This window comes from Oryzibacillus soli (genome assembly GCF_051594765.1).
Lineage (GTDB): Bacteria > Bacillota > Bacilli > Paenibacillales > NBRC-103111 > Paenibacillus_AR.
Genome location: NZ_JBPPGJ010000095.1, coordinates 1 through 410, shown reverse-complemented (window position 1 = coordinate 410; position 410 = coordinate 1). Strand labels below are relative to the sequence as shown.

2 rRNA genes are annotated in these 410 nt (G+C 52.0%); both read left to right on the top strand.

From position 1 onward, the window contains the following. Positions 1-102: ribosomal RNA gene (locus ACSEXW_RS28315) — 16S ribosomal RNA — on the top strand; the annotation flags it as partial. Positions 103-270: 168 nt separating this feature from the next. Further along, positions 271-410: ribosomal RNA gene (locus ACSEXW_RS28310) — 23S ribosomal RNA — on the top strand; the annotation flags it as partial.

Below are 410 nucleotides of genomic sequence, written 5' to 3'. Positions count from 1 at the left end.
GAGGTAACCGCAAGGGGCCAGCCGCCGAAGGTGGGGTAGATGATTGGGGTGAAGTCGTAACAAGGTAGCCGTATCGGAAGGTGCGGCTGGATCACCTCCTTTCTATGGAGTACCTCGTGACCGTAGCGTCACGGTACAATGCAAGACAATCGGCTGATGTTACTTACTCGTGTTCAGTTTTGAGGGTTGCTAACGCACCTTCAAACCTTGTTCCTTGAAAACTGGATAGCGAAACAATTCCGAAAACATCTAAAGTAATGTTCTTTAGCTGGATAAGCTAATAAGAGCGCACGGAGGATGCCTAGGCGCCAGGAGCCGAAGAAGGACGTAGCGAACGACGAAACGCCTCGGGGAGCCGTAAGCAGGCTTTGATCCGGGGATGTCCGAATGGGGAAACCCACATGGAGTAA